21 protein-coding genes and 2 riboswitches are annotated in these 21,657 nt (G+C 73.5%); of the genes, 10 read left to right on the top strand and 11 right to left on the bottom strand.

The window, feature by feature from the left end; all coding sequences use genetic code 11:
- Positions 1-23: 23 nt before the first annotated feature.
- Positions 24-1,634, top strand: a complete 1,611-nt coding sequence (locus tag AB0368_RS02350; RefSeq protein WP_366151942.1) for a hypothetical protein — start codon at positions 24-26, stop codon at positions 1,632-1,634.
- Here AB0368_RS02350 and AB0368_RS02355 read toward each other — a convergent pair.
- Positions 1,595-2,311 carry a nicotinamide mononucleotide transporter family protein gene (locus AB0368_RS02355; RefSeq protein WP_366151943.1) on the bottom strand — a complete coding sequence of 239 codons (717 nt, stop codon included), beginning with the start codon at positions 2,309-2,311 and terminating at the stop codon, positions 1,595-1,597. The two genes, AB0368_RS02350 and AB0368_RS02355, sit on opposite strands and share 40 nt — an antisense overlap.
- Positions 2,312-2,379: 68 nt before the next feature.
- Positions 2,380-2,510, bottom strand: a riboswitch (FMN riboswitch).
- 265 nt (positions 2,511-2,775) lie between these two features.
- Between AB0368_RS02355 and AB0368_RS02360 the strand changes: the two genes are divergently transcribed.
- Complete coding sequence (locus AB0368_RS02360) at positions 2,776-4,479, top strand: serine/threonine-protein kinase (RefSeq protein WP_366151944.1); 1,704 nt, start codon at positions 2,776-2,778, stop codon at positions 4,477-4,479.
- Between the two features lie 6 nt (positions 4,480-4,485).
- Here the strand turns inward: AB0368_RS02360 and AB0368_RS02365 are convergent, their stop codons facing one another.
- Genes AB0368_RS02365 through AB0368_RS02375 form a run of 3 tightly spaced genes read right to left on the bottom strand, consistent with a single transcriptional unit; the run spans position 4,486 to position 6,413 of the window.
- Positions 4,486-5,607 carry a CaiB/BaiF CoA-transferase family protein gene (locus AB0368_RS02365; protein WP_366151945.1) on the bottom strand — a complete coding sequence of 374 codons (1,122 nt, stop codon included), beginning with the start codon at positions 5,605-5,607 and terminating at the stop codon, positions 4,486-4,488.
- Between the two features lie 33 nt (positions 5,608-5,640).
- Positions 5,641-5,829 carry a DUF1918 domain-containing protein gene (locus tag AB0368_RS02370; RefSeq protein ID WP_366151946.1) on the bottom strand — a complete coding sequence of 63 codons (189 nt, stop codon included), beginning with the start codon at positions 5,827-5,829 and terminating at the stop codon, positions 5,641-5,643.
- Complete coding sequence (locus AB0368_RS02375) at positions 5,826-6,413, bottom strand: universal stress protein (RefSeq protein ID WP_366151947.1); 588 nt, start codon at positions 6,411-6,413, stop codon at positions 5,826-5,828. Before AB0368_RS02375 ends, AB0368_RS02370 begins: the two co-directional genes overlap by 4 nt.
- 168 nt (positions 6,414-6,581) lie before the next feature.
- Here AB0368_RS02375 and AB0368_RS02380 point away from each other — a divergent pair, with 168 nt between their 5' ends.
- Together AB0368_RS02380 and AB0368_RS02385 are read left to right on the top strand one after the other, a co-directional pair.
- A complete protein-coding gene (locus tag AB0368_RS02380) occupies positions 6,582-7,139 on the top strand; it encodes an HD domain-containing protein (RefSeq protein WP_366151948.1) in 558 nt (185 codons plus the stop codon).
- 39 nt (positions 7,140-7,178) lie between these two features.
- Complete coding sequence (locus AB0368_RS02385) at positions 7,179-8,063, top strand: alpha/beta hydrolase (protein ID WP_366151949.1); 885 nt, start codon at positions 7,179-7,181, stop codon at positions 8,061-8,063.
- Between the two features lie 7 nt (positions 8,064-8,070).
- Here the strand turns inward: AB0368_RS02385 and AB0368_RS02390 are convergent, their stop codons facing one another.
- From AB0368_RS02390 to AB0368_RS02415, 6 genes are all read right to left on the bottom strand, one after another.
- The gene (locus AB0368_RS02390) at positions 8,071-8,403 is read right to left on the bottom strand and encodes an STAS domain-containing protein (RefSeq protein WP_366151950.1); all 333 of its coding nucleotides are present in this window, start codon (positions 8,401-8,403) and stop codon (positions 8,071-8,073) included.
- Between the two features lie 57 nt (positions 8,404-8,460).
- Positions 8,461-9,294: a cyclase family protein gene (locus tag AB0368_RS02395; protein ID WP_366151951.1), complete on the bottom strand. Its 834-nt coding sequence runs from the start codon at positions 9,292-9,294 to the stop codon at positions 8,461-8,463.
- A 77-nt stretch (positions 9,295-9,371) separates the two neighbouring features.
- On the bottom strand, positions 9,372-10,898 hold the full coding sequence (locus AB0368_RS02400; RefSeq protein ID WP_366151952.1) for a serine/threonine-protein kinase: 1,527 nt from the start codon (positions 10,896-10,898) through the stop codon (positions 9,372-9,374).
- A gap of 77 nt (positions 10,899-10,975) precedes the next feature.
- Entirely contained in the window at positions 10,976-11,203 is a 228-nt protein-coding gene (locus AB0368_RS02405; protein ID WP_366151953.1) for a PspC domain-containing protein, read from the bottom strand.
- A gap of 54 nt (positions 11,204-11,257) precedes the next feature.
- Positions 11,258-12,469, bottom strand: coding sequence for an aminotransferase class V-fold PLP-dependent enzyme (locus tag AB0368_RS02410; protein WP_366152380.1), 1,212 nt, complete (start codon positions 12,467-12,469; stop codon positions 11,258-11,260).
- A gap of 83 nt (positions 12,470-12,552) precedes the next feature.
- Positions 12,553-12,669: riboswitch (SAM riboswitch) on the bottom strand.
- Between the two features lie 25 nt (positions 12,670-12,694).
- Positions 12,695-13,999 carry a M20/M25/M40 family metallo-hydrolase gene (locus tag AB0368_RS02415; RefSeq protein ID WP_366151954.1) on the bottom strand — a complete coding sequence of 435 codons (1,305 nt, stop codon included), beginning with the start codon at positions 13,997-13,999 and terminating at the stop codon, positions 12,695-12,697.
- Between the two features lie 82 nt (positions 14,000-14,081).
- Between AB0368_RS02415 and AB0368_RS02420 the strand changes: the two genes are divergently transcribed.
- The 5 genes from AB0368_RS02420 to AB0368_RS02440 all read left to right on the top strand — a co-directional run bounded on the left by AB0368_RS02420 (position 14,082) and on the right by AB0368_RS02440 (position 18,864).
- On the top strand, positions 14,082-14,414 hold the full coding sequence (locus AB0368_RS02420; protein ID WP_366151955.1) for a PadR family transcriptional regulator: 333 nt from the start codon (positions 14,082-14,084) through the stop codon (positions 14,412-14,414).
- Position 14,415: 1 nt separating this feature from the next.
- Positions 14,416-14,976, top strand: a complete 561-nt coding sequence (locus tag AB0368_RS02425; RefSeq protein ID WP_366151956.1) for a hypothetical protein — start codon at positions 14,416-14,418, stop codon at positions 14,974-14,976.
- Positions 14,977-15,106: 130 nt separating this feature from the next.
- On the top strand, positions 15,107-16,120 hold the full coding sequence (locus AB0368_RS02430) for a DMT family transporter (RefSeq protein ID WP_366151957.1): 1,014 nt from the start codon (positions 15,107-15,109) through the stop codon (positions 16,118-16,120).
- A gap of 93 nt (positions 16,121-16,213) precedes the next feature.
- Positions 16,214-17,818 carry a methyl-accepting chemotaxis protein gene (locus AB0368_RS02435; RefSeq protein ID WP_366151958.1) on the top strand — a complete coding sequence of 535 codons (1,605 nt, stop codon included), beginning with the start codon at positions 16,214-16,216 and terminating at the stop codon, positions 17,816-17,818.
- Positions 17,819-17,826: 8 nt separating this feature from the next.
- Positions 17,827-18,864 (top strand): BMP family ABC transporter substrate-binding protein, encoded by a 1,038-nt coding sequence (locus AB0368_RS02440; protein WP_366151959.1) that lies wholly within the window; start codon positions 17,827-17,829, stop codon positions 18,862-18,864.
- 3 nt (positions 18,865-18,867) lie between these two features.
- Here the strand turns inward: AB0368_RS02440 and AB0368_RS02445 are convergent, their stop codons facing one another.
- The gene (locus tag AB0368_RS02445) at positions 18,868-19,848 is read right to left on the bottom strand and encodes a DUF6461 domain-containing protein (protein ID WP_366151960.1); all 981 of its coding nucleotides are present in this window, start codon (positions 19,846-19,848) and stop codon (positions 18,868-18,870) included.
- Between the two features lie 73 nt (positions 19,849-19,921).
- Between AB0368_RS02445 and AB0368_RS02450 the strand changes: the two genes are divergently transcribed.
- On the top strand, positions 19,922-21,472 hold the full coding sequence (locus AB0368_RS02450; protein WP_366151961.1) for a serine/threonine-protein kinase: 1,551 nt from the start codon (positions 19,922-19,924) through the stop codon (positions 21,470-21,472).
- Positions 21,473-21,657 lie beyond the last annotated feature (185 nt).

Genomic DNA, 21,657 nt, shown 5'->3' on the forward strand with positions numbered 1-21,657 from the left:
CGCCGACTCGATCAGGGGAATTCATGATCCGGCCGCGCCGCCTTCTTGCCTTGACCATGCTGGCGACGGCGACATTCGCCCTGCTCGGCTTCCCGGCGAGCGCGGCACCCGGCCACACGGTCACGGCGAACGTCTTCCTGCGTGATCTCACATTGCCCGTCGGCGGTCCCACCCTCGACGACGATCTGGGCGTCTTCCTGACCTCCGACCGCGCGGGCTGGGCGAACCAAGAGACCCTTACCGTCGACACGTCGGCGGCTACCGGGGTTGCCGACGTGACCGTCGAGGAGGTGTATCCCGGGGTGACGTGCTCGACGACCGGCGCCGTCGTGCGATGCACCGTGCCCGGTCCGCACCCAATTTTCAGCCTGCCCGACAGCGGCAAGGTCAGCATCGGCACCTTCGCGAGTGTGATGATCAGCCTCACGCCGAAGCCCGGAGCGGCGGCGGGCGACACCGGCGCCCTCACCGTCACGGCGCGGGCCGACGACGGGCCTACCACCACCGAGACCTCCAGGATTCGGCTCGGCGAAGGGGTGAACCTCACGGCGATCGATCCGCCGTCGTCGTCGGTGGCACCCGGCGGTAGCGCCGTCCTGCGCCCCCAGGTGCGCAACACCGGCTCCCGCGATGTCCAGGGTCTGACCCTCGCGGTCAACGGCGAGGGTGCGATGGCCGGCACCGACTTCGGCAACTGCACGTACGACGACGACAACAACGGCGTCGCCTGCGCCTTCGACACGACGCTGGCCGCCGGGCGGACGTACCAGACCTCTGAGCAGTTCATGCTTCAGGTTCCGCGTGATGCGGCCGCCGGCAGCAAGACCGGGATGGACGCGCAGTGGCTGACCCGGGCCGAGTGGCAGGACTGGCAGGACATGCTGCCCGGCCTGGGGAGAGGGCGGCAGGGCACCGGCCCCGACCTGGAGCTGGTCGAGGTGGCATCGGCTGCGGCGGAGGTGCCGCAGGCCGACGTCGACGGCGACGACAACGGCACGTTCAGCACGGTCACCGTCACCGGCAACCGGCGAGCCGACGTCGTCGCGATCGGGGCGACCATCACCGGCTCACCGGGCGAGGCGCGCACCATCAACCTCGGGCTGGTCAACCGCGGTCCCGGTACGCTGCGTTACCCGCCGTTCGTGAACAACCTGCCATGGATCGAGGTCACCCTGCCGCGGGGAGTCGCCATCGTGCGGGCCGACGAGCGCTGCTCGACGCTGTTCGGCGGCGACGAACCGTCCGGGCCGCCCCCGTCGATGGCCGCCGCCGAGTCCTTCGGCTCGAGGCCGCCGGATTACGTTTGCACGCCTCAGTCGCTGCTCTTGCGGCCCGGACAGCGCCTGTCGTTCACCTTCACGGTGCGGGTCGCCCCCGGCGTTCGCGACGGCAAGGGCTCGGTCGGCCTGAGCATGCTCGACGACGGGAAGTCCGTCGACCGGTACGCCGGCGACAACAGCGCCCCCATCACGGTCAGCCTCGGCGGTGGAGGCGGTGGACTTCCCGTCACGGGGAGCGCCGCCGCAGCCGTCGCGGGCGGAGGCGTACTGCTCATGGTCATCGGGGTTGCTGTGGTGGTGGTGCTACGACGGCGTCACGCGACGGTCTCCATGGCGGGGGAGTCGATCCGCTGAGCCTGTGCCGTCCGGGAGATCCGCAGCCACACCATGAAGCCCCAGATCACGAATCCCGCGTAGACCGCGTACAGGACCGCTGACGGATAGTAGCGGAAGTGCAGCAGTTCGGGCACGCCCACCAGGTCCACCGCGATCCAGCAGAGCCAGAATTCGACCCAGCCGCGCGCCATCGCGTACGTCGCCAGGATCGAGCCCACGAAGATCCAGGAGTCGGCGAGGTAGTACCACCAGGGGACCGGGAATCCCGCCCCGACGGCGCGGAAGACGAAGAAGCACAGGACCACCGCGGACAGTGCCAGCGTCAGGACCACCGCTCGCTGGCGGGGGGTCGCCCAGTGCGGCACCACGGCCGCGCCGCCGGGGGCGTGGCGGTTGCGGCGCCAGCGCCACCAGCCGTAGATGCTGGTGGCGATGAAGAAGACCTGGCGGGAGGCCTGGCCGTAGAGCGGGGTGCCCTGGTCGTTGCCGACCGCCTGGCCCAGGAACACCGTGAAGAGCAGGACGTTGCCGACGATGCCGACCGGCCACGCCCAGGCGTTGCGGCGCAGGCCGAACAGGGCCGAGCCGAGCCCGAACGCGTTGCCGACGATCTCCCGGTAGTAGATCGCCTGGGTGTCGGTGACCTGCCACTTCGCGTCGTAGAACGCGGTCAGCAGGGTGTTCAGCGAATCCATCCGGATCACCTCCGTGTACGACAGAGGTGCACGCCGGGGAGCGACCGCGCACGCGGGTAAGTGATCGTCCGCGTGCCGCCTCCCATCCGGACTTTCACCGTCGGTCCCGGAATTCCACCGGGTCAACCGGCCGCCGGCTGCGGTCGGGTCGCGGACTGTCACCGCCGGTTCGGATTTTCACCGACCCCGGAGCACGCTGAACGATGGTGCTGATCGGATGCTAGTCCCGTCGGGCCTCGGCGCCGGGACAAGCGACGAACGCCACATCGTGGCGGCGGCGCAACCCTGCCCAACGAGCCCGCCGGGACGCGGTGACGGCCGGCCGGCGAGGGTCGCGGCTGGCGGGAGTTCGGGCGTCCGTCCCTTGTCGTCGCGCGTACCGGCCGCCACGATCGTCGGCGCCCCCGCCGAGCCTTCGGCGTGGACGGTCGACGCCGCCAGAAGACGGAAGGACCCGACATCACGTGTCGTACATCCCCTCAGCGCCCAGCGACGAGGCCGCGACGATGGATCTCAGCGGGCGCTGCGTCGGGAACGCGTACGTCCTGATCTGCCCGGTCGGGCACGGCGCCACCGGGACGGTCTGGCGCGGCCTGGAGCAGGCGTCCGGCGACCAGGTGGCGGTGAAGTTGCTGCACGAGGGCCTGCTGCGGCAGCCCAAGCTCGTGACCCGGTTCGTGCAGGAGCGGTCGATCCTCAAGATGCTGCGGCACGAGCACATCGTCGGCGTCCGGGACCTGTTCAGCGTGGGGGAGTCGCTGGCTCTGGCCATGGACTTCGTGGGCGGCGGCAACCTGCGGGAACGGCTGCGGGACGCCGGCACGCTGGAGCCGGCCGAGGCGGCGCGGCTGCTGGCGCAGGTCGCCGCGGCGCTGACCCAGGCGCATTCGCTCGGGGTGGTGCACCGCGACGTCAAGCCGGACAACATCATGCTGCACGTCCGGGCCGAGCGTGCCGACGTACGCCTCACCGACTTCGGCATCGCCCGGGTGCTGGACGCGCCGGGGGTCACGACCCCGCACGCGGTCATCGGCACCCCGCACTACATGGCCCCGGAGGCCATCAGCGGCGGGGACGCGACGCCCGCCGCCGACGTTTACGCCCTGGGCATCGTCCTCTTCGAACTGGTGGCGGGCCGCACGCCGTACACGGGTGAGCCTTTCGCCGTGCTGCGCGGCCACCTCGAGGACACGCCCCGGCGCCCGGAGGGCATGCCGGAGCCGGTGTGGCGGGTGATCGGCCGGTGCCTGGACAAGGACCCGGCGGCCCGCCCGTCCGCGGCGGAGCTGGAGCTGACGCTGCGTGAGCTGCGCGACGAGCTGGCCGGCGTGCCGGCGCTGTCGGCGCCGCCGGTGGATCCCGCAAGCGCCGCGTCCGCGGTGTCCGCGGTGACGCCGGCGCGCAGCGTCCGGGCCCGGCCGAAGCGGCGGCCGCCGAACCGCCCCCACAGCTGGGCCTGGGGCCGTCGGGGCGCCATGGCCGTGCTGATCGCGGGCGCGCTCGCCGGCTCCGCCCTCAGCGGGTACAGCGTGTGGCAGGTGCGGGAGAACCGGGCGGCCGGCAACCAATCGGTGCTACCGGATGCCGTTCCCGCGGTGCTGCCGGACCGGTCCGCGCTGCCGGCGGCGACGACGGCCACCGGGGCGGCGCCCGCGGTCGAGGCGGCCGCGGCGGCCGGGGCGGCGAAGGACCCGCCCAGCCTCGCCGCACACGCTACGCGGGAGGACGGTGCCGGTCCGCGGGTGGCGGCGTCGGCCGGTGCCGATGTGGACACCGGTGCCGGCAAGGTGGGCGGGCAGGCCCAGGTCGCCTTCGGGCCGTACCGGTGCGGTGACGAGTACGAGTGGGACGTCGGCCACCCGGTCCTCGCCCAGCCGTGCCACGCCCTGGGCTCCGAGGTGCGGGTCGTGGGTCACATGGAGGCGACGCCCGGGGTGCAGGCAGACGTCTCCCTGACGGTGCAGGACGCCGGTACCGACGAGGTCGTGGCGGGGCCGTACACGTGCCAGGGGTTGATGTTCACCGACTTCGCGCTGCAGCAGACGTGCGGGCCGGCGGACCTCTCCGCGCCGCACGGGCACCGGTACGTGGTGGTGGAGAGCTGGCGGTACACCGGGCGTTCCCTGCTGCCCGGCGGCACGGCACGGGGCCTCGAGTTCGACTGGTGAGCCGGCTCAGGACGCCCAATCCCGCAGCACGGCCGAGACCTCGACACGGTCCCGGCCCGGATCCGGCGCCGGCCGCGGCGGGGCGGCCGGCGTCCGGCCGAAGCGCGGCGCCGGCGCGGGCTGCGTCTCGTCCCCGACCGCCACGAAGGTGCCGCGGGCGCGGTTGTGCGGATGCCGGGGTGCCTCGGCCGGCGAGAGCACCGGCGCCACGCAGGCATCCCGGCCGTCGAAGATCGCCGTCCACTCGTCCCGGGTACGCCGCGCGAACCGTTCCGTGAACCGCTGCCGCAGCACCGGCCACCCGCCGCGGTCGTACTGGTCCGGCAGGCCGGGGCCGTCGCCGAGGTCCAGCCCCGCGAGCAGGTTCGCGTAGAACGCCGGCTCGAGCGCGCCGACGGCCATGAACCCGCCGTCAGCCGTGGCGTACGTGTCGTAGAACGGTGCGCCGCCGTCCAGCAGGTTGGTGCCCCGCGGCCCGGTCCACCGTCCGGCGCCGATCAGCCCGTGCAGGAACGCCGTGAGCAGCGCCGAGCCGTCGACCATCGCGGCGTCGACGACCTGCCCGGCGCCGGAGCGCTCGCGCTCGAACAGGGCGGCGAGCACGCCCACCGCCAGCAGCATCCCGCCGCCGGCGAAGTCGCCGAGCAGGTTCAGCGGCGCGTGCGGTGCCTGGCCGGCGCGTCCGAGCGGGTCCAGCGCCCCGGCCACCGCGATGTAGTCGATGTCGTGGCCGGCCCGGTGTGCCAGCGGCCCTTGCTGGCCCCAGCCGGTCATCCGGGCGTACACGAGACGGGGGTTGCGCCGCAGGCAGACCTCGGGGCCGAAGCCGAGGCGCTCGGCGACGCCCGGCCGGTAACCCTCGATCAGGACGTCGGCGTGATCGGCGAGGCGCAGCAGATCGGCCACCCCCGGCGGCGACTTGAGGTCGAGCGCGGTCACGCGGCGGCTGCGCTGCAGCGGCCCGCCGGAGGGCGGAGCGAGGGAGTCCGCGGCGGACGGGCCGGTCCGGTCCACCCGCACCACGTCCGCGCCCAGGTCGGCGAGGAGCATGCCGCCGAAGGGCGCGGGGGCCAGACCGGCCAGCTCGACCACCCGGACGCCCGCCAGGGGTCCTTGTCGATCCTGCATGCCTGACAGTGTGCGGGACTCGCGAGAAAGGGTTCAGTGCGGGGACTCCACGTGTGCCTCCGGACCTGGGAACACCAGTGCCTCGTGGTCGGTGTCGAGCCAGCGGACCCGGTACGGCGGGGTGCCGTCCGGGTGGGGTACGTCCACGATGACGCCGACCCGCTGGGGGTCGCCGACGTGGATGCCCTTGAAGACGAGCCGATCTCCGGTGTGCGCGATCATCGTTCCTCCCGTGTCGAGGCGCCTTTCCGAACGGTTCCGGTGCTCGCCGGTGGCAGCACGGCCAGCGGGCACCGGGTCACGCCGATCAGGGCCTGCACGGTGTGCCCGAGCGGTTCGCCACCGGCGCCGGCCGCCACGACGAGCAGCGAGGCGCCGGCGCTCAGCGCGCACAGCGCGCGGGCCGGATCATCGTCGTGCAGGATCTCGCGCTCGGCGGACGCGGCGTCGCTCTCGCCGAGATTGTCGTAGAGAACCGCGGACAGCAGGCGGTCGGCGTCGTACATGGCGTCCCGTGCGTCCCTGGTCGTGCCGCGCACGCCCCAGACGTGGACGACCCGCAACGGTACGGAGCGGCGGCGGGCCTCGGCTGCGGCGTACCGCACGACCGGGCCGGGGTCGCCGTCGTCGTCGACCGCCGCGACGACCGCGGCCCGTGGCGCCGGACGGGCGCACCCCGGCACCACGACGGCCTCACCGGGGTCCCCGGCGGCCGCGGTCCGCCGTCCCGCCCGGGTCAGCTCGAGAATCGCCGCGGCGACATCGCCGGCGCGGATGCCGGTGCCGGAAAGTCCAGAGGTGGTCATGGCTCACCCGTCCCTCCGCTGACGCGTACGGGGGCGTTCCCCCTCAGCATGGCGCTTTTCAGCCGCCGCGGCCAGGGCCCATCGTCCCCGTGTTGCCCTAGCGGGTGATTCAGTCACCGTGCACGGCCCCGCAAGCTTCCGTTCACCTTCGGGGACGACGATCCGCCGATGACGGTACGCACCCCCGCCCTCGCCACGGCCGCCCGCGAGGTCGCCTTCGCGCTGCTCGGCACGATGGGTGATCGCTGGCGGCACACCGTCGGCGTCGCCGGGCGGGCAGCCGAGCTGGCGTCCGCGCTCGATCTCGACCCCGACGTCCTGGTGTGCGCCGCCTGGTTGCACGACATCGGGTACGCCGCCCCGGCCGTCGTCACGGGCTTCCACCCGCTGGACGGCGCGGACCACCTCGCCGGCCGGGGCTGGCCCCTGTCGATCGCCACGCAGGTCGCCCACCATTCCGGGGCCCGGTTCGTCGCGGCCGCGCGGGGGCTGGCGGAGCGGCTCTCCGCGTACCCGTATGCGGAAGGCCTCATGTCGGACGCGCTGACCTATGCCGACCAGACGGTGGGCCCGCGCGGCGACCGGGTGAGCGCCACCGACCGGCACGACGAGATGCTCCGCCGGCACGGACCCGCCTCGTACAACGCTAAGGTCGACCATCTGCGCGGCCCGTACCTGTCAGCGGTCGCCGACCGGGTCGAGCGCTGCCTGGTGGCCGCCCGCTGACGGCGACCGGCCTGCACACGGACGGCGAGAGGTGGAGGCGTGGCGGTAGCGAGGACCAATGGCGTCGAGCTGGCGTACGAGACCCTGGGAGATCCGGCGGCACCCCCGCTGCTGCTGATCATGGGCCTGGGAGCGCAGCTCATCGACTGGCCGCAGGAATTCTGCGACCTGCTCGCCGGGCAGGGGCTGCGCGTGGTCCGCTTCGACAATCGCGACGCGGGTCTGTCCACGCAGCTGGACGACCTGGGCATTCCCGATTTCGCCGCGCTGATGGCCGGCGACCGGTCGTCGGTGCCGTACCTGCTTGCCGACCTGGCCGCCGACACCGCGGGCCTGCTCGACGCGCTCAGCATCACCTCGGCCCACGTGGTGGGTGCGTCGATGGGCGGCATGGTCGCGCAGCAGCTCGCCGTGGACCGCCCCGACCGGGTCGCCAGCCTCTGTTCGATCATGTCGACGACCGGCGACCGCACCGTGGGCCGCTCGACCCCGGAGGCGGCCGCGCTGCTCGGCCGGCCGCCCGCCGGCAGCCGCGAGGAGGTCCTCGCCGCCGCGGTCGCCGGCTCCCGGGTCATCGGCTCGCCGGGCTTCCCCGCCGCCGAGGAGGAGCTGCTGCGCCGGGCGGCGGCCAAGTACGACCGGGCCTACCGTCCGCTGGGGACGCTGCGGCAGTACGCGGCGGTGATCGCCTCGCCCGACCGGACGCCGGGCCTGCGCCAGGTGAAGGTGCCGACGCTGGTCGTCCACGGTGAGGACGATCCGCTGGTCGGCGTGAGCGGCGGCCGGGCGACGGCAGCGGCGATCCCGGACGCGCGGCTGCTGACCGTGCCCGGCATGGGACACGACCTGCCGCGCGAGCTCTGGCCGCGGATCACCGAAGCGATCACGGAGAACGTCCTGCGGGCGACCGCGGCCGCCGGCTGAGGCCGGATCAGTCGTCCGAGGGCAGCCCGAAGACGTCCGCCAGGCCGGTGACCTGGATGGCCTTGCGCACCGGCTGCGACGGGTCGACCAGGGTCAGGGTGACGCCGGCGGCCGCCGCCGAGTTGCGGGCGCTGACCAGCGCGCCCAGGGCGTACGAGTCGATGAAGGTCAGGCGGCTGACGTCGACGTGCAGGTAGCGGCAGCCGGTGCCCTTGGCGGCCGCGGCGAGGCTGTCGCGCACCTCGTCGGCAGAATCGAGGTCGAGTTCTCCGTCGAGCGCCGCGACGAGCAGCCCGTCGGAGGTGACGTCCTCGTACGCGACCATAGAGTTGCTGAACATCTGCCGAGATTAGCCGCGATCGGCGTGATCGGCTCGCCGGGAGTCACCCGCCCGATGTCACCAGATCGCGAACACGCGGGCCTGACCGCCGGATCCCTCCTCGAACGGGAGCAGGCCGACGACGACCGTCGCGCCGTGCCGCGGGAGGGACGCGAGGTTTGCGAGGTTCTCCACGCCGTAGCGGTCCGCGCCGGTGAGCGTCAGGTGCACGGGGAAGTCCTCCGAGCGGCCCGGGTCGATGCTCAGCGTGTCGACGCCCAGGCTCCGGATCGCGCGCTTCTCCAGCAGCCACTCGCAGGCGTCCGCGCTGAACCCAGGAAAGTGCAGCACCCCGTCCGCGTCGGTGCCCCGGTACGCGTCCACCGAGCCGGCCTTCGCACCCCAGCCGGAGTACATGAGCACCGCGGCGCCGCGCGGGATGCGGCCGTACCGGCGCTCGAAGGCCTTGAGGTCGCCGACGGTGACCTCGGCGTCGGCGTCGGCGGCCGCCTTGCGGGCGATGTCCACCACCACCGCCGGCACGATCAGCTCGTCCAGCGTCAGCTCGGGCGACAGCCGCCCGCCGGCGGTGAAGTGTCCCGGTGCGTCGACGTGGGTGCCGGTGTGCTCGACCAGCCGCCACTCCTGCATGTAGTAGCCGTCGTCCTCGATCGTCACGTACGTGCGCCGCCGGGCCTCCTCGCCGTCGGCGAACGCCGGGAACGTCGTGGTCAGCGGATAGGTCAGGTCTCGAAGTCCCCGCCGCGGGCCGGTCAGCGCGGACGCCGATGACGCGGCCGCGGCCGGCTCGGACAGGGTGAGCCCGCCCGCCGCGGCGGCCGCGCCGAACAGTGCCGCGCGACGGGTGACGCGTGCGCCGGTGGCCCGGCGGAGACACTCCTCTGTGCACATTGCGCCGCTCCTCTCGAAGGTGGTCCTCCGAGGCGATCACAGGTGACGCGGGGTGGCAAGGCCCTGACGGCGCGTGTTCAGGCCGGGCCGCGGTCCACGAGACTGAAGCTCAGCAGGTTGGGGAAGTCGCCCGCCTCCTCGACGTACACGGCCCGGCGGTTCTCGCTCCACTGCACCAGGCCGTACGCCTCGTTGCCGATGGTGTACGTCGGCCGGCCCTTCTCGTCCCGCCCTTCCGCAGGCTGGATCCCGAAGATTGTGGCCTTGGTGGCCGAGCAGGCGGTGGCGACCAGCGACCCCGGCCCGTCCGGGTCGACCTTCACGCCGAGGCAGCGCTCCTGCCCCCGGGAGCCGGGGCGCACCGCCTTGATCAGGTAGTCGACGCCGTAGGACTCGAGTATGAAGAGGGCGTCCGGACCGGTGCCGTCCGACGCCCGGGCCGGTCCGGTGTCCGGCAGGGCCAGATCCCGGTCGATCGTGGCCATGTGCAGCAGGGTGCGCCGGCTGCCCACGAGGATGCCGTCCGCATTCGTCGTCGCCGCCGGGCTCGCCTCGGCGACTGGGGCGGGCTCGGTCTGCGGCTCGGGCGTCCCGCCGCCGGCGGCCAGGAGCAGACCGGCCCCGCCCACCACCGCCACGGTCAGCACGGCGGCGCCGGCCAGGAGGAGGCCGCGGCGGGTGCGCCGTGGCCGTACGACCGGCGCGGGCGGCGGCGTGCGCCAGGCCTCGGGCGGCTCGCCGGGGAAATCGAGCGCCGCGGGCGGCACCGGCGGCTCGGTGACCGGCGCGGGCCCGGACAGCAGGGCGTCGAGCAGCTCGCGGGCGGTGGGACGCTCGGCCGGATTCCTGGCGAGCGTCCGGGCCACGAGGTCCCGCAGCGAGCCGGGGACGCCGGTCAGGTCCGGTGCGCCGGTCAGGATCCGCAGGGCGGTCGCCGGGGCGGAGTCGGCGGCGAAGGGCGTACGGCCGGTGGCGGCGTACGCGATGACCGCCCCGAAGGCGAACACGTCGCCGGGAAAGCCGGCCACCTGCCCGGGGCCGGGCTCGAGGCGTTCGGGCGCCATGTACGCGACGGTGCCGACCATGTGGTCGACGGCGGTGTGGTGGCTGGTGGCCTCGAGCGGCTTGGCGATGCCGAAGTCGATGACCTTGAGGCCGCCGCGGGCCAGCAGGACGTTCGCGGGCTTGAGGTCGCGGTGGATGACGCCGGCGCCGTGGATGGCGGTCAGGGCCGTCGCGATGCCGACGGCGAGGCTGTGCAGGGCGGCGCCGCCCAGCGGCCCCCGGTCGCGCACCACCGCGGCCAGGCTGGGGCCGTCGACGTACTCGACGACGAGGTAGGGCGGATCGTGGTCCGGGTCGGCGTCGAGGACCTCGGCGGTGGAGAACGGCGGTACCTGCTGGGCCCGGTTCACCTCGCTGCGGAACCGGCCCCGGAACTCGGCCTCGTGGGAGAACTCCGCCCGTACCATCTTGATCGCGACCTCGCGGCCGTCCGGCGCCTCGCCCAGGTAGACCGTGCCCATCCCGCCCTGGCCGAGCCGGGCGAGGACGCTGTAGCGGCCGAGCCGGCGCGGATCACCGGGGAGCAGCGGCCGGCTCATCGGTCCCTCATCTCACCTCGCGGGGCACACCGACCCGCACCCTACCGTCCGGGTGCGGATCCGGTGGTGCCCCGCGGTCAGAGCGGGTAGCCCGCCTTCTCGCCCGGCATCAGGATCCAGAGCAGCGGGTAGATGAGCAACTGGCTGCCGGGGATCACGAGCAGCACCAGCACGAAGAGCAGGCGGGTGAGCCACGGGTCGAGTCCGAAGCGCCGCGCCAGGCCGGCGCAGACACCACCGAGCATGCGGCCCTCGCGCGGACGGGTGAGGCCTTGACGGGTCATGGAGTCGGAGAAGGCGTTCATGGGATCCAGCGTCGCCTGCCGCGTACCCCACCGGCATCGGGAGCGGCCCCCGAGTTATCCCTGAGAACCGGCCCCCGGCCGGCTCAGGAGCTCGCCCAGGGCGTGCACCAGCCGGTCGATGTCGTCGTCGCGGGTGCCCAGGCCGAAGCTCACCCGCAGCAGCCCGATGGCACCGGCTTCGCACGCGGCGGCGCCGGCCGAGGCGGTGAGCCTGCGGGTCAGGGGATGGGCGCAGAACTGGCCGGCGCGGACGCCGACGCCGTACCGGTCGGCGAGCCGGGCCGCCACGACGGCCGTGTCGTGCCCCGGCAGGGCGAGGGAAACGATCCCGACCCGGGGTACGGCACCGCCGAAGGCGCCGACCTCCACGGCCCCGGGCACCCGCGCGAGCCCGTCCCGCAGCCGGGTCAGCAGGCTCTGCTCGCGTTCGTGCAGCGCCGCACGGTCCGCCCGGCCCAGCGCCGCGCACACCGCCCCCAGGGCCACCGCGCCCAGCAGATTGGGGGTGCCGCCCTCGTGCCGGGCCGCGCCCTCGGCCCACGTCACCTCGCCGGGACGGTCACCGACCACGGCACTCGCGCCGCCACCGGCCAGGTACGGCGGCGCGGCGTCCAGCCAGTCGCAGCGGCCCGCCAGCACCCCCGCGCCGAACGGTGCGTACAGCTTGTGCCCGGAGAACGCCAGGTAGTCGGCGCCGAGGGCGGTGAGGTCGACGGGGGAGTGCGGGGCGAGCTGGGCGGCGTCGACGACCACCCGGGCGCCGTACGCGTGCGCCACGTCGGCCAGTCGGCGCACCGGCCACACCTCGCCGGTCACGTTGCTCGCGCCGGTCACCGCGAGCAGGGCCGGCCCGCGTACCGTCCGGAGCGCCTCCTCGAGGGCCGCCACCGCCGCGTCCGGGCTGTCCGGGCACGGCAGGCGGTGCTGGCGGGGCCACGGCAGCAGGTTGGCGTGGTGCTCGCCGTCGAAGACGATCGTGGTGGTGCCCGGCGGCAGGGCGCGGGCCAGCAGGTTCAGCGCGTCGGTGGTGTTGCGGGTGAACACGACCGTGTCGCCGGTGCGGGCGCCGACGAAGGCCGCCACCAGGTCCCGGGCGCGCTCGTACTCCAGCGTCGAGGTCTGCGAACGGATGCCGGCGCCGCGGTGGACGCTGCCGTACCAGGGCAGCAGGCCCTGCACGGCGTCGGCGGCGGCGCGTACGCAGGGCGCCGAGGCGGCGTGGTCGAGGTGGGCGAACCGGACGGTCTCGCCGGTGCCGAGGCGCACGGCCGCGTCGTCGCCGACGACGTCCAGGTCGTGCTGCAGGGCCAGGGTCACGGGAACCTCCGCGAGGTCAGGGACCCCCACGGGGTCCGCGCTTGCCCGCGCCGGTGCCGGCGCAAGCCCGGTCCTCACCCGGGGCACCCCATCGCGAACGGAAGGGTTGCCGGCCAGCGAGCCGGGGCTTGTCGCTGGCACTCATGACCTGCTCCGAAGGTAGCAGACGACCGTTCAGCAGGTCCGCAACAGCCGGTCCAGCACCCGGGTGCCGAACTCCAGCGCCGCGGTCGGCACCCGCTCGTCGACGCCGTGGAACAGCGCGGTGAAGTCCAGCTCCGGCGGCAGCCGCAGCGGGGCGAACCCGAGGTGGCGGATGCCCAGGCGGGCGAAGGACTTGGCGTCCGTGCCGGCCGGCATCAGGTACGGCAGCAGCCGCGCCCCCGGATCCTCGGCGTCCACCGCGGCGTCCATCGCGGCGACGAGGTCCCCGTCGAAGGTGGTCTGCACGGCGGGCAGGCTGTCCCACTCGATCGCCACGTCCGGGCCCAGCACCCGGGCCAGTTCGGCCCGGAACGCCTCGTCGCGCCCGGGCAGCATCCGGCCGTCGAGCTCGGCCCGGGCGATCGAGGGCACCACGTTGGACTTGGTGCCCGCCCCGACGATCGTGGCGTTGGCGGTGTCGCGCAACCCCGGCTCGATGAGCCGGGACAGGTGCCCGAGCCGGCGGACGGCGGCCTCCGGGTCGGCGGGATCGAACGGTACGCCGGTGAGCCCGGCGACCCCGGTGAGGAACTCGCGCACCGGCTCGGTGAGCACCACGGGGAACCGGTGCGCGTCGAGGCGGGCCAGCGCGGCGGCCAGCTTGCCGATGGGGTTGTCGGTGTGCAGCAGCGAGCCGTGCCCCGCGGTGCCACGCGCGGCCAGCCGCAGCCACATCGAGCCCTTCTCGGCGGTCTGCACCAGGTACGCCCGCGGTCCGCCGGGCAGCGTGACGGAGAACCCGCCGACCTCGCTGATCGCCTCGGTGACGCCCTCGAACAGATCCGGCCGGTGCGCGACGAGCCACTGGGCTCCGACCACCCCGCCGGCCTCCTCGTCGGCGAGGAACGCGAAGACCAGGTCGCGGGGCGGGACGACGCCGGTGCGCCGGAAGTGCCGGGCGACCGCCAGGGTCATGGCGAGCATGCCCTTCATGTCGACGGCGCCGCGGCCCCACAGGTAGCCGTCGCGCACCTCGCCGGCGAAGGGCGGGACGGTCCAGTCGGCGGGATCGGCCGGGACCACGTCGAGGTGACCGTGGATCAGCAGTGCGCCCCGCGACGGGTCCGCGCCGGGCAGCCGGGCGACGACGTTGCCCCGGCCGGGTGCGCCGGACTCGACGTACTCGGGGGCGTAGCCGGCCTCGGCGAGCCGGGCGGCGACGTATTCGGCGGCGGCCCGCTCGGGTCCCGGGCCGCCGTGGGTGCCGGGGTTGGTGGTGTCGATGGCGATGAGCTCGCTGGCGAGGGTCACGACCTCGTCGGCCGGATGCGTCATGCCTGAGATCTATCACCCACTACTTGACAATGCCTAGTACCTGACGGAGTCTAGAACCGTGCCGGAAAGCCATGATCCGCAATTGCTGAAGGGGGTGCTCTCGGTGCTGCTGCTGCATCTGTTGGCCGAACGCGAGTCGTACGGCTACGAGGTGGTGCAACGGCTGCAGGCCGCGGGCTTCGCCGACGTCCTGGAGGGCAGCGTCTATCCCGCGCTGTCCCGGCTGCAGCGGGAAGGGCGCGTGACCACCCGTCTCGTGCCGTCCCCGAGCGGCCCCGCGCGCAAGTACTACTACCTGACCGCCGCCGGCCGGCAGGCGCTCGCCGAGGGCACCGCCGCCTGGGCGCGGCATGCCGCCGGCGTCGATGCCGTGCTGTCCCGCCCGCTGCCCGACGCCGTCACCGAGGGAGACTGACATGTCCCGTACCGTCCGATGGTTCGACCGGCTCCGCATCGAGCGGCTGGTCTGGATGCTCGACCAGCAGCTCTACGACCTGCCCCGGCAGTCGCGCCTGACGACACGGCGGGAGGTGCGGGCCAACCTGCTGGAAGCGGCCAGCGACGTGGGCACGACCGAGGCGCTGCGCCGCGTCGGCGGCAGCCGAGGGCTCGCGGAGCAGTATCTGATCGCCGAGTTCGGCGAGGGTCCCCGCCACTCCTGGGTCGCCGCCGCGTACGTCGCCACGCTCATCCCGCTACTTGTCAACTACGTCTTCGCCGAGGCGCAGGTGGCGTTCGAGCGCGGCCTCACCACGGTCGATCCCCACGTGACCGGCACCTTCGTATGGGATGGCCTGGAGCTGGTCCAGAACGCGGCGACGATCACGGTCGCCGACGGCCGTGTCAGCAGCACGGGCGGTTCCTGGACCGTGCTCATGTACGTCCTCTGGATCCTCGCCACCGTGCTGGCGGGTCGGCTCTGGCGGCTTCCGGTCTTCCGGAGGCGCGGCGCCGGCGTCAGGGCCGACACGGCCTGACGGTCATGCCGCGCAGCCCGGAAGACACCGCGGTCTCGGTGATCAATGGCATTACGCGATGCTCGCAACTTTCTGACCGCGGGCGGAAAACGCGGGGAAATTGTCGTACCTCTTCGGCAGAGTGTCAGGGGTGGAATCGCGTACCGCTCCTGACACTCACTCCCTGCGCGGCTGGCTCCCGGGCTTCCTGGCCCTCGCGGCCATCTGGGGGACCAGCTTCCTGTTCATCAAGGTCGGCGTCCGGGAGCTGCACCCGCTGTGGCTCACCTTCGGCCGGGTCGCCGCGGGCGCCCTGACCCTGCTGGTCATCCTGCTGCTGACCCGCGACCGCCTGCCGCGCGACCCCCGGCTGTGGGGCCATCTCGTCGTGGTGGCCGCACTGGGCGTGACCTTGCCCTTCACCCTTTTCGGGTACGGCGAGCAGCGGGTCTCCTCCGTCCTCGCCGGCATCTGGAACGCCGCCACGCCGCTGGTCGCGTTGCCGCTCGCGGCGCTGGTGTTCCGCACCGAGCCGTTCACCAGGCGGCGCGCGGCCGGGATCGGCATCGGCTTCGCGGGCGTCATGACGGTGCTCGGCGTGTGGCACGGCGTGGGCGGGACCCAGTTCACCGGCCAGCTCATGTGCTTCGGCGCGGCGATGTGTTACGCCGTCGCGATCCCGTACCAGAAGAAGTTCGTCGCCGGACGGACCGGCAGCGGCGTCTCCATCGCGGCCGCGCAACTGCTCATGGCCCTGGCCCAGCTCAGCATCGCCGCACCGCTGTTGGCCGGGGAGCCGCCCGCCCCGGCCTCGCTGTCGACGGAGGTGGTGCTCTGCGTGCTGGCGCTCGGCGCGCTGGGGACCGGCGTGGCGTTCGTGCTGAACTTCCGGGTCATCCGGCTGGCCGGCGCGAGCACGTCGGCGTCGGTCACGTATCTCATGCCGGTGGTGGCCACCGTGGTCGGTGTGACCGTGCTCGGCGAGCACCTCCGCTGGTTCCAGCCGGTCGGCGCGCTCGTCGTGCTGGCGGGTGTCGCTACCTCTCAGGGGGTGTTCTCGCGTCGCAGGACCGAACCTTCCGCCGATTCGGCTACCGCCAGTGATCTTGGAACTACGGTGAGTCCTGCATCTGCCGGCGGTGGAGCGCACCGTTCGAACGACTGATCACCGCCGTGCTTGGGGCTCAGTCGCGGCGCGCGCATGCCGATCAGAGGAGTGCGGCGGCTCTGTGCTGCCATCGGACCGGAGGTATTCCACGTGCGGCGGTTTCCCATCGGCGCCCGGCTGTTCGGCACCTTCGCCGCGGTTCTCGTGCTGCTGCTGGGCATCGCGGCCATGGCCTTCGCCACCATCGTCGAGCAGCGCGGCTCCGCCAACGACGTACGGCGCCTCGAGGTGCTCACGCGGCAGGCCGGGGAGATCAAGACCCACGCCGCGACGCTCAACGGGTGGCAGTCCAGCTACATCAACGACATCTACCGGCTCGGGGCGGCGCGTGCCCTGGGCGGGGACTCGGTGGCGTACAAGGCCTGGCAGCAGGAGCGGGACACGTTCCGCACCTTCCTGAGCCGGGTCGACGCCCCCGCCTTCACCGCGACCGAGAAGGCGCTGTTCGCGCAGGTCGGCAAGGAGCTGGACACGTACGTCTCGGTCAACGACAAGCTCGTGGCCACGTACAAGCCCGGCACACCGCAGGCGCTGTGGAACGCCGACCAGATCGCCATGTACGACAGCTTCAACAGCTACTACCGGATCATGGTGGCGGCCCAGAAGCTCGCCGCGTCCGTCGACGCGCGCAGCGTGGAGGCCGTCCAGGTGTCCGCCAGCGACGCGACCCGCGCGCAATGGGCCATCGGCATCGCGACCGCGCTGGCGCTGCTGCTCGGCGCCGCCTCCGCGTACGTGGTGACCCGCAGCATCGTGCGCCCGGTCAGCGCCGCCCGCGACGCGTTGCGCAAGGTAGCGGACGGCGACCTGACCGAGGTGCCGACGAGCGCCTGGCGCGACGAGGTCGGGCAGATGGCCGCCGCGCTCGGGCAGGCCGTCGGGTCGGTCCGCGCCATCGTCTCCGACGTCGCCGTGCAGGCCGACGCACTCACCCGGACCTCCGTGGAGCTGGACGCGGTGTCCGCGGCGTTCGCCAACGCGGTCGGCGACACGTCGCTGCAGGCCGAGCTGGTGGCCGGCGCCGCCGAGGACGTCAACCGCAACGTCGACACGATGGCCGCCGGCTCCGAGGAGATGGGCATCTCGATCCAGGAGATCTCGCGCAACGCCACCGACGCCGCCAACGTCGCCGCCGAGGCGGTCCGGGCCGCGGAGACCGCGAACGGCACCGTGGCCAACCTCGGCGCCTCGTCCTCGGCGATCGGTGACGCCGTACGCCTGATCACCAGCATCGCGGAGCAGACCAACCTGCTGGCGCTCAACGCCACCATCGAGGCGGCCCGGGCCGGTGAGCTCGGCAAGGGCTTCGCGGTGGTGGCCGGCGAGGTCAAGGACCTGGCGCAGGAGAGCGCCAAGGCGGCCGAGGAGATCGACGGCCTGGTCCGGGCGATCCAGGGTGACACCGGGGCGGCGGTGGTCGCGATCGAGAAGATCGGCGGGGTCATCGCGCGGATCAGCGACTACCAGACCAGCATCGCCGGGGCCGTGGAGGAGCAGACCGCCACGACCGTCGAGATGAGCCGCGGCGCGGTCGCCGCCTCCAGCGGCACGGCGAGCATCGCCGAGAACATCCGCGCGGTCGCCGCCGCGACGTCGGCCACCTCCGCCGAGGTGGCCCGAGCCCGCGAGGCCGCCGCCGAGCTGACCCGCATGTCCACCACCCTGCGCGACGCCGTCGGGCAGTTCCGGTACTGAGGATGCAGATGCGCAGAAGGATCACCGCCGCCCTGCTCGCCGCCGCCGTCGCGACGCTGTCGGCGTGCGGCTCGGCGCCGGTCACCGTCTCGTCCGACGCGCTGACCGGGCTCGGCCGCGAGACCATCCACGTCGGCATCGCGTACGACAGCGCGGGCCGCGGCGACAAGAGCTTCAACGACATGGCCGGGACCGGCCTCGACCGGGCGAAGAAGGAACTGCTCATCGAGGCGACCGAGACCACCACGAAGTCGGAGGACGACGAGGGGCGCGCGGCCGCGCTGCGCGACCTCGTCAAGGCCGGCAGCAACCCGGTGATCGCGGTGGGTTTCCTCTACGCCGGTGCCGTCGGCACGGTCGCCAAGGAGAACCCGGGCACGCTGTTCGCCATCATCGACGACGACTCGGTGCAGGCCAAGAACGTGGTGTCGCTGCTCTTCTCCGAGGAGCAGGGCTCGTACCTGGTCGGCGTCGCGGCGGGCCTGGCCACGAAGCGCAACCGGGTCGGCTTCATCGGCGGCGTGGACGTACCGTTGATCCGCAAGTTCGGGGCCGGGTTCGCGGCGGGCGTGCACAGCGTGGACCCGGACATCCGGGTCGGCGCCCGCTACCTGAGCAAGCCGCCGGACTTCAGCGGCTTCGGCTCCCCGGACAAGGGCAAGGCCGCCGCGGCCGCCCTGCTCGCCGACGGCGCGGACGTCGTCTACTCGGCGGCCGGCGGCTCGGGACAGGGCGCCATGCAGGCCGTGGCCGCGGCGGGCGACGCCTGGGCGATCGGCGTCGACTCCGACCAGTACCTCAGCGCGGACGGCGCGGTGAAGGAGCGCATCCTCACCTCGATGCTCAAGCGCGTCGACAACAGCGTCTTCCAGGAGATCCAGGCGTTCATCAAGGGCGACCGCTCGGGCGGCGCCAAGCGCTACGACCTCAAGGTGGACGGCCTCGGATACTCGACCTCCAACCCGGCGCTGAAGCCGTATGAGGCGAAGCTTGAGAAGGCCCGCTACCGCATCCTCAGCGGCGCGGTGAAGGTGCCGACCAGCTAGGGATCACGGGGCGCCGAGCGCCGCGATCAGCGCCTGGACGGCTTCGCCGTCGGCCTCCGCGGCGTCGCGGAGCGGGCGCAGCGCTGCCCGCAGCGCCACGTCGGCGTCCCGGCCGAGCACCCCGCGCAGGGCCACGGCCAGGCTGCGCAGCCCCTTCCCGGCCGGCTCGCCGAGCCAGCCACGCACCTCCCGGCCCAGCGGTGTGTCCATGGCGACGGGCGCCCCGGCACCGAGCGCGGCGCGATCGAGGGCGGCGTCCAGCCCGGCGGCGTCGGCCACGCCCGCGGCCGCGGCGAGCCGGCGTACCTCGGCGACGGCGACCTGCCGCTTACGGTCGTCCGGCGCTGCCTCGGCGGCGGCGAACAGGTCCGCGAACCGGGGGCCCGGGCGCAGCAGGTCGCCCGGATGCACCGGGCCGGCGAACCACGGCTCGATCCGCGCCGACACCAGCGGCCGGCCGAGCAGGTCCTCCGGCAGCCGGGCGCCGGTGAGGCGCTGGGCCAGCACCAGCGCCTTCGCCTCGGCGTCGCGCCACGTCTCCTCGTCCTCGCCGCCCGGCTCGCGCAGCCCGATCGCCTGCATGAGGTGCCGCAGCAGCTCCGGGTCCGAGCCCCAGGTGAGCTCCAGCGCCGGGTACGCCGGATCGAAGGCCACGGCGGTGCTGCCGCCGACCGCGTACGTGAACCGCGGCGACGCCTCGTCGTCACCCAGCAGGGACAGCGCCTCGGTGCCGCGCGAGACCGTCTCCAGGAGCAGGTGGTCGGCCCCCGCGGCGCCGCCGGACTCGATCACCACGGTCCACCGGCCGAGCGCTGCCGCCGCGGCGTGGCCGTCGAGCCGCGACCCGTCGCGGTCGGCGATCGTGTCGGGGTAGGCGCCCATCCGCCGCAGGGCCTCCCGCTCGTCGACGCCCTTGACGAAGGTCAGGCAGAACCGGGGGCCGAGCTCCGCCACGCGCGTACGGGCGTACGCAAGGTCATCCACGACGGAAGCGTAACGCCGCAGGGCCTGCCCGGAGGCGGTGTGACCGCGGGCATGCCCGGGTATATCGGCTCGCATGAGTGCGGGACCGGTCGGCGTCGCCGGGCGCTACCGGCTGGGGGAGTCCCTCGGCGCCGGCGGCATGGGCCGGGTGTGGGTCGCCCACGACGAGATCCTCGGCCGGCAGGTGGCCGTCAAGGAGGTCGTCCTCCCGGCGGATCTCGTCGCCGCCGAACGGGACGCCGTGCACCGGCGCATGCTCCAGGAGGCGCGGGCCGCCGCCCGGCTCAGCCACCCGAACGTCGCGCAGGTCTACGACGTGTTCGAGGACGAGGGCCGGGCGTGGATCGTCATGGAGTACGTGCCCTCCCGCTCGTTGCAGCAGGTCGTGGGCGAGGACGGCCCCCTGGAACCGGAGCGGGTGGCGGCGATCGGCCTGCAACTGCTCGACGCGCTGGAGGCGGCGCACCGGGCGGGCGTACGGCACCGTGACGTCAAGCCGGCGAACGTCCTGCTCGGCCCCGACGACCGGGTGGTGCTCACCGACTTCGGGATCGCCTCCATCGAGGGGGACAGCATCATCACGACCAGCACCGAGCTGGTGCTGGGTTCCCCCCAGTACATGTCGCCGGAGCGGGTCAAGGACGGCACCGCCTCGCCGGCGGCGGACCTGTGGTCCCTGGGCGCGACCCTCTATGCCGCCGTCGAGGGCCGCTCACCGTTCGAGCGACCGTCGGCGATCGGGACGCTGACCGCCCTCGCGGTGGACGAGCCGGACCCGGCGCGGCAGGCGGGCGCCCTGCAGCCGGTCCTCGACGGGCTGCTCCGCAGGGACCCGGCCGAGCGCACCGACATCGCGGAGACCCGCCGCCGTCTGCGCGCCGCCGCGGCCCCGGTGGAAGAAGTCCCCGCCGAAGAGGATTCTGCTGCGACGCGGCGCCCCCGGCGATCGGTGGTTCTCGTCATCGCGGCGATCGTCGTCGTGCTGCTCGCCGGTGGAGCGATCACCTGGCTGGTAACCCGTTCCCCGGGAGAGACCGGGGCACGGACCGCGCCGGCAGCCACCACGCCGGCTTCCCGGACACCGGCCACAACGGCGCTCACCACGGCACCCGCGGCGCCGCCGGTCACTTCCACCACGCGGAAGGCGACCGCGACGACCCCAGCCGCCGGGCGCGACCTCCCGCCGCGGCCGGCGGGGTGGCGCGACTACCGGGACCGGACCGGCTTCGCCCTCTACGTGCCCGAGGGCTGGCGGCGGTCGAAGGAAGGCACCATGGTCTACTTCCGGGACCCGGCCACCGGGCGGGTGCTCGGCATCGACCAGACCGACCATCCGCAGTGGAACCCGGTGGCGGACTGGCGGGGCAAGGCCGACCAGCGGGTGCGGGCGGGTGACTTCCCCGGCTACGACGAGATCCACATTCGCGAGGTGCGCTACTTCCGCAAGGCCGCCGACTGGGAGTTCACCTTCGACGGCAGCAGCACCCGCCAGCACGTGAACAACCGTGGCTTCGTCGTCGACGCGAACCAGGCGTACGGCATCTACTGGCAGACGCGCGACGCCGACTGGGACGACGCCCGGGACGACCTGCAGCTGGTCTTCGACAGCTTCCGTCCCGCCTGAGGGATCAATCACAGCACCCCCGTTGATCCGTCCGCCCGCCAGCCGCGCTGACCTGCGAGGACAGCCGCAAACACCCTCCGGGAAGGGTGGGTGGGGTGGGGTACGGTCCACTCTGCAATCCCGGCTGAACCGTGACACTCCAGCCGGCTGGACGGGCCTTCGCGCCCACGACGAACGGTGGGAGT

This window comes from Actinoplanes sp. NPDC051475 (assembly GCF_040689425.1).
GTDB lineage: Bacteria > Actinomycetota > Actinomycetes > Mycobacteriales > Micromonosporaceae > Actinoplanes.

What these genes read in the sequence shown, in the direction of transcription:
- AB0368_RS02350 (WP_366151942.1), top strand. Translation starts at nt 24, where the DNA reads ATGATCCGGCCGCGCCGCCTTCTTGCCTTGACCATGCTGGCGACGGCG.
- AB0368_RS02380 (WP_366151948.1), top strand. Translation starts at nt 6,582, where the DNA reads ATGACGGTACGCACCCCCGCCCTCGCCACGGCCGCCCGCGAGGTCGCC.
- AB0368_RS02375 (WP_366151947.1), bottom strand. Translation starts at nt 6,413, where the DNA reads ATGACCACCTCTGGACTTTCCGGCACCGGCATCCGCGCCGGCGATGTC.
- AB0368_RS02450 (WP_366151961.1), top strand. Translation starts at nt 19,922, where the DNA reads ATGAGTGCGGGACCGGTCGGCGTCGCCGGGCGCTACCGGCTGGGGGAG.
- AB0368_RS02400 (WP_366151952.1), bottom strand. Translation starts at nt 10,898, where the DNA reads ATGAGCCGGCCGCTGCTCCCCGGTGATCCGCGCCGGCTCGGCCGCTAC.
- AB0368_RS02370 (WP_366151946.1), bottom strand. Translation starts at nt 5,829, where the DNA reads ATGATCGCGCACACCGGAGATCGGCTCGTCTTCAAGGGCATCCACGTC.
- AB0368_RS02395 (WP_366151951.1), bottom strand. Translation starts at nt 9,294, where the DNA reads ATGTGCACAGAGGAGTGTCTCCGCCGGGCCACCGGCGCACGCGTCACC.
- AB0368_RS02365 (WP_366151945.1), bottom strand. Translation starts at nt 5,607, where the DNA reads ATGCAGGATCGACAAGGACCCCTGGCGGGCGTCCGGGTGGTCGAGCTG.
- AB0368_RS02440 (WP_366151959.1), top strand. Translation starts at nt 17,827, where the DNA reads ATGCGCAGAAGGATCACCGCCGCCCTGCTCGCCGCCGCCGTCGCGACG.
- AB0368_RS02405 (WP_366151953.1), bottom strand. Translation starts at nt 11,203, where the DNA reads ATGAACGCCTTCTCCGACTCCATGACCCGTCAAGGCCTCACCCGTCCG.
- AB0368_RS02425 (WP_366151956.1), top strand. Translation starts at nt 14,416, where the DNA reads ATGTCCCGTACCGTCCGATGGTTCGACCGGCTCCGCATCGAGCGGCTG.
- AB0368_RS02355 (WP_366151943.1), bottom strand. Translation starts at nt 2,311, where the DNA reads ATGGATTCGCTGAACACCCTGCTGACCGCGTTCTACGACGCGAAGTGG.
- AB0368_RS02415 (WP_366151954.1), bottom strand. Translation starts at nt 13,999, where the DNA reads ATGACGCATCCGGCCGACGAGGTCGTGACCCTCGCCAGCGAGCTCATC.
- AB0368_RS02390 (WP_366151950.1), bottom strand. Translation starts at nt 8,403, where the DNA reads ATGTTCAGCAACTCTATGGTCGCGTACGAGGACGTCACCTCCGACGGG.